Here is a 5,572-nt window from a genome sequence, read left to right as displayed (position 1 = left end):
GATTAAGCAACCTTTTTTCTGTAAATTTCTTTAAAAGCAGGGCGATCATTAGACTCGGGTAAGTACCGTTTTTCATTCTGCCATTGATCGTTCTGTTCGATCAGCATGGCCGCCGCAAGGCGAAGCAAACTATCGGCATTAGGGAATACGCCTACGACCTTTGTTCGCCTTTTTATTTCTTTCATTTGACGTTCAGCCAAATTTGAGGTTCGTAACTTCCTCCTGTGGTTTTCCGGGATATGAAATACGCTTAATCCCTCCCGGAGATTTTCATCAGCCCACTGGGCAAGACGGGGCTGGGTCTTCTCATACTTTTCTACCAGGCTCTGCAAGTACCTTTCGGCGTTCTGTTCATCTGGGGCATTGAAAACCTTGCGGATTTCCGCCGCTACCGCCGGGACATCGTCTTTCCTTGTCACGTAACCACGAGCATTTTGCTGCAAGTGAAATTGACACCGTTGCCACAAGATTCCAGGAAACACAGCATCGATAGCTGCTCGAAGACCCGCATGGTCATCACTGGTAATCATGGTCAGACCATGGAGCCCTCTACGAACCAGGCCTTCTAGAAACGATCGCCAATTTACCTCCGCTTCGCTATTGGCTACTTCTGTGCCCAAAATCTGACGTTTGCCTTCATAATCGACGCCTATGGCCATCAGTAGGGACTGTTTGACCACTTTCGAGCCTACACGCACTGATTCATATGTAGCGTCGAGCACGAGATACTGTATTTGTCCTACCGGCGAGGATCGCCAGGATGTTGCCTCTTCATCCAGCTCCTTCGCCAATCGACTTACCTGTGAGGAGCTCACCTCGGTGCCGCATAGGATTTCTACGATATCTGAAACCCGTCTAGTACTGACCCCTTTTACGTACATCTCGGCTATCGCAAGTTTTAAGGCTCGTTCACTCCGAATACCCTTTTCGATACAGCTGGGATAGAATTCCAGTCCGCGGACTTGAGGTATCTTGAGTAATACCTTCCCGGTAGCCAAAGCCAAGGTTTTGTTCTTAAACCCGTTGGCGTAGCCCATTCGATCTTCGGTCCGCTCATAGGGTTCGGCCTGAAGGGTTTTGGCTCGCTCAAGTTTCATTGCTTCGTTCACTACCTTTTCTATCACCTTAGAAAATTTACTGTCTTCCTTGGTGGCTAACATTTGGATCACTTGCTCTAAAAGTGTATACTCTGATTGGTAGGCCATCGGGCTCTCCTTATGGTTTGTTTCGTCACTTACCATTTGAGCCTGATCGGCCTGCTTTCTTCAACCTAATTTACAGAAAGAATTGTACACCAACCCAGTATGCCTATGGAGCCCGTAACAACCTTGTTGGGATAACGGACCCTGAAGGGGGAATGACCTCACTTGTTTATGATGAACGTGGTCGGGAGATTGCTCGGCTCTTGCCTAATGGCGTGGTAACCGAGAGAGATTATGATGCTGCAGGACAACTTAGGGCAATACGTGACTTACGCCCACCCTTTGGGTATGACTCGGATATCAGCAACTGGCGTCAAAAGCTTAGAGAAGGATTTAATGATTTGGTGTTTGGGAACTCTGAGGGATTATTTGGCTGGATGGATTCCTGGATCCCACCTGGTTTACGAAAAAAAGTCTTGGATGAGCTGCCGTTTAATTTCCCAGGAATTGGACACGGATTCGGAAACGGCAATGGTAATGGACCTCCCCCATGGGCAGGTGGGCCTGGCGGTCCATTTGGTGGTGGACCACCACCCTGGGCTGGTCCTAAAATTGCTGGAGAAGCGTATGTTTATGATGCAGCGGGAAAGAGAACTCAAATGATTGATTATCAGGGACATGTAACCAGTTATTCCTACGATGATGCGGGTCGTCTTGAGACAGTTCGATATCCCATTGATAGTGATAAACCGGATCACGATCTTGAAATGTTGGAGGATTTTGGGGTTAATCCTGACGGTGAAGATAAATATACTCACGCAGTGACGTTATCCCTCGATACTGCAACCGAACAATTATTGAGCACATTATTTGAGTATCTTGGGTCGGGTGGTAATGACGGAATCGAAGAATCCTTTAACCAGTACCAAGAACAGTGGCAGGAAAGTTTTGTTTATGATGCAAATGGTAATCGTACTCAATGGGAAACTGGTTTCGGATCAATCGGATATGAATACAATGAAAGAGATCAACTCAAAGTTGCTGGATTGAGGTCGTATGAATATGATCCGAAAGGCAATTTGACCAAAGAAACATTAGGTGCTAGGTACGTCACCTACGCTTACAATTTTGAGAATCGTGTAATTGATATATTCACCTATAATAATGATTTAATTGGAAGTGGACCCCGACCAGAGACATATGGCGTCCGTTATGCCTATGATGCTTTAGGACGTAGAACACGAACCTCACCTTATACGGGGCAACCAGTTGGATTGCATAACGAACCTTCCCCGGACCAATCGGTAACTCTATCTACATTGTATGCCGGCCTGGGTTTTGAAGAACTTGCTGAGTTTGTTAGCCGAGAATCATATAATCCTTTTGGTACAGATTTACAGAAAGAGTTTCGGGATACATCTGAAACCCGTCACAATTATCAAAACTATGGTAGAACCAAGTATTTTGGAGAAAATCTAGTTCGCTCCGAAATGATTTACGCCAATGGACGCATATTGCAGATGACGGATTTTGGTGATTTGGCATATCCTTTTCCCCCAGGACATGTATGGGCGATGGAAGGTCTTTGGGATGATTGGTCAGAACAACCGAATCCTTATTTCTATGACTCTTCTGAAAATATTGAAATCCAAAAGGCATATTACTCTCATAATGTACTTGGTAGCGTAAGAATGATTACGGGTGTCTATGGGGATATTCGAGAAAAGTATGCCTACGATGCGTATGGAAACACATACGAAGGTAATTTTCACCGACAAAATCCTTTTGTACCAGAAATCTCATGGGCGTTTGCTAATGGAGATGGTGTACATGTACCCGCCTTGCGGAATGCAAACCAATTCGGATACAATTCAAAGCGTTATGATACGCTAACTGGTGCTTACGATTATGGATTCAGAAACTACAGAACAGATTTGGGTAGATGGACTACAATAGATCCAATTAAAGATGGCGCAAATTGGTATGGTTATGTGGGGAATGATCCGGTTAATTTTGTTGATCCGCTGGGGTTAGAAACACAAGCATTTTCAATACCAGTTGTTTTAGGTGCAAGACACATTTTTATAGCTGTAAAAGATGAGGAAACCGGTGAAGTTACAACTAGAGGACTATATCCAGACTCATTAATTGGTGTTTTCCTTGACATTGATCACACTTCGAGTGTACTCAAGGATGAGCAGAGATCCGGTGCAGATGAGTATGGTGCGGCTATGGCATATTTTTCTGGGGGTGATTTACCGGATGGGTATAGATATGAAGGGGAAATTTTCCCTCCTGAAGGTATTTCTCAGCAAACGTTCGACGAAAGAATCTTAGAAGAAGCTGATTCGTATGAAGAAAAATACAACACTCAAGAATCACCTTTGGATAATGATCGGCCCTATTACTTGATTGGGCCTAATAGTAATACAGCAGCTGACGATTGGGTTGAGAATGCAGGTGGGATTATGCCCGATGTAGAGGGGGCGTGGGGGCAGAACTGGGGAGAATCGTCGGGTCTTTCGCCCAAATCCTCTGAAAAATGCACAGATTAGACGATGAGGACTAAAAGCATGGAAACGCAATTATCTAGAATACGAATTGTAGTTTTGTCTTTGTCGATTGCAGTAATTCTATTTAGCCCTATCCGCATATTTTTTACCCCTAATATTTTTTCATTTGAGGCTGTAGTCCAAATGATGACCTTGGCAGCGGGGATTCTTGTAGGTCTGCTTTTTATGCCGATTTTAACAGTCGTTGGATGGATTATCTTTGTTAGAGATCGAAGACTCAGGAGGTTCATGGAGGCACTAATTCCAACCATCTGGATGTGTTTCTCCTTGTCCCAATTTATACGTATTCCATACCTCTATGGATAGAGTCTTGATGTAGTTAGATTATAGGTAATGGTTACATTCCATCTGCCCAAGGTAGGCGGATCGATAAATGAAAATGCTGATACCTAAAGCCGGCATCCCTGCCCCTAATTCAATAGCTCGATTCCTGAGAGAGATGCCAAATAACTTACAAGTGTCAAAAGGCGCACTAAACTTCGAAAGAATCGGCGCGTAAATTTACGACCCGATACTTCTGTAAAGGAGGTATCCGGGTGGGAAAGTTACAAGCTAATCAGAAGGAGTTTTGTATGCTGGGTCTTGATCTGGATATCAGTAATACCGAATTAGCGCGCCGCTTCGGGGTTACAGAAGGAACGATCCGCTACCATCGGAAGAAGGGAAAAGGCGTTGACGGCCGGTCGACACGGTATTCTGGAGTATCTGTATTCAACCGCCAAATCGAAATATGGATTCAACAGAATGATCAACGCGAGCCGTCAAAGCGCCACACCGTACGTTCGCTGTACAGCGGTTTAAGGAAGTTTCATAACTTTGCCTTATCCTATGATGCTTTACGGCGTTATCTCAAGAAACATTACCCCGAAGTCATAGCAAAACAGTACCGAATGCGTATGGAGACCCCGCCGGGGAAGCTCATGCAGGTGGATTGGAAGGAGTCGGTACGTGTACAAGTCGGGGCTCCGGAGAACTGGGTTACCATCAATGTGCTGATTATTCAGCTCGCGTTTTCACGTATGCCGGCGATGGTGTTGAGAGTCAAAAAGGATACTCAGTCATTCCTGAGTGCGCATCATGAAGCGGTCAGCATGCTCGGCGGGATTGCCGAGTTTGTTCGCCCCGACTGTATGGCGACTGCTGTGAAACTGTGGAAGGGCCGGAAGTCGCAGATGAATCAGGACTACATGGAGTATCTGGAAAGCTTGGGAACACAGGCGTTTCCCGCTCGTCCGGGTATGCCCCAAGACAAGGGAAAGGTTGAACGGCGAATCCAGGATCTCTTTCGGGACATCGACTTCAACACCACGATTTTCAGGAGTCTTCGCGAAGCTCAGGAGTTCTTCAATGAGCTGCTCGCCGAACGAGTGGCTCGGTGGAGCTGTCCGGCTACTGGCACAAGCATTCTTGAGGCTTACGAATACGAAAAGCAGTTTCTTCAGGATGTCTCAGACGCGCCTCGGATTCATCTCGACTCGGCTTCAACCACGGTTTCAACTGAGTCTCTGGTGTACTTCAGAGGCAACTGGTACCAGGTCCCCGAAGGGCATGAGGGCAAGTCGGTCCGAGTCATCAACACTGGAACGGAAATTGAGGTCTACTGCGAAGGCACGGTGATTCAAACTCACGAATACTATCCCGGGGTGAAGAATATGATCCGGCTTAGCCGGGAGGCCATCACGCTGTCTACCAGGCCGATGAGTGACCTGACTCGACAATGGGGTCTGGAGGTCGCCGAACGCCAGATGGACCATTACCAGAAAATAGTGGGAGGAACCAGATGAGTTTGGATGTGATCATTCGAAAAATGGAGTACCTGAAATTCCAGCATACGCCGGCCATTCTTCAGGAGCTAAC

Annotated in this window: 3 protein-coding genes; 2 read left to right on the top strand and 1 reads right to left on the bottom strand. The window is 46.2% G+C overall.

The window, feature by feature from the left end; translation table 11 throughout:
* Positions 1 to 2: 2 nt before the first annotated feature.
* The gene (locus DC28_RS07115; protein ID WP_037545877.1) at positions 3 to 1,205 is read right to left on the bottom strand and encodes an IS256 family transposase; all 1,203 of its coding nucleotides are present in this window, start codon (positions 1,203 to 1,205) and stop codon (positions 3 to 5) included.
* A gap of 152 nt (positions 1,206 to 1,357) precedes the next feature.
* Between DC28_RS07115 and DC28_RS16410 the strand changes: the two genes are divergently transcribed.
* Both DC28_RS16410 and istA read left to right on the top strand, forming a co-directional pair.
* A complete protein-coding gene (locus DC28_RS16410; protein WP_156104613.1) occupies positions 1,358 to 3,697 on the top strand; it encodes an RHS repeat-associated core domain-containing protein in 2,340 nt (779 codons plus the stop codon).
* A gap of 554 nt (positions 3,698 to 4,251) precedes the next feature.
* On the top strand, positions 4,252 to 5,499 hold the full coding sequence (gene istA / locus DC28_RS07095) for an IS21 family transposase (RefSeq protein ID WP_156104573.1): 1,248 nt from the start codon (positions 4,252 to 4,254) through the stop codon (positions 5,497 to 5,499).
* Positions 5,500 to 5,572 lie beyond the last annotated feature (73 nt).

Source organism: Spirochaeta lutea (assembly GCF_000758165.1).
Lineage (GTDB): Bacteria > Spirochaetota > Spirochaetia > DSM-27196 > Salinispiraceae > Spirochaeta_D > Spirochaeta_D lutea.
This window is presented reverse-complemented; position numbering and strand designations above follow the sequence as displayed.

Excerpts from the sequence above, each read along its gene's own strand:
- DC28_RS07115 (WP_037545877.1), bottom strand. The coding sequence starts at position 1,205 with ATGGCCTACCAATCAGAGTATACACTTTTAGAGCAAGTGATCCAAATG.
- DC28_RS16410 (WP_156104613.1), top strand. The coding sequence starts at position 1,358 with ATGACCTCACTTGTTTATGATGAACGTGGTCGGGAGATTGCTCGGCTC.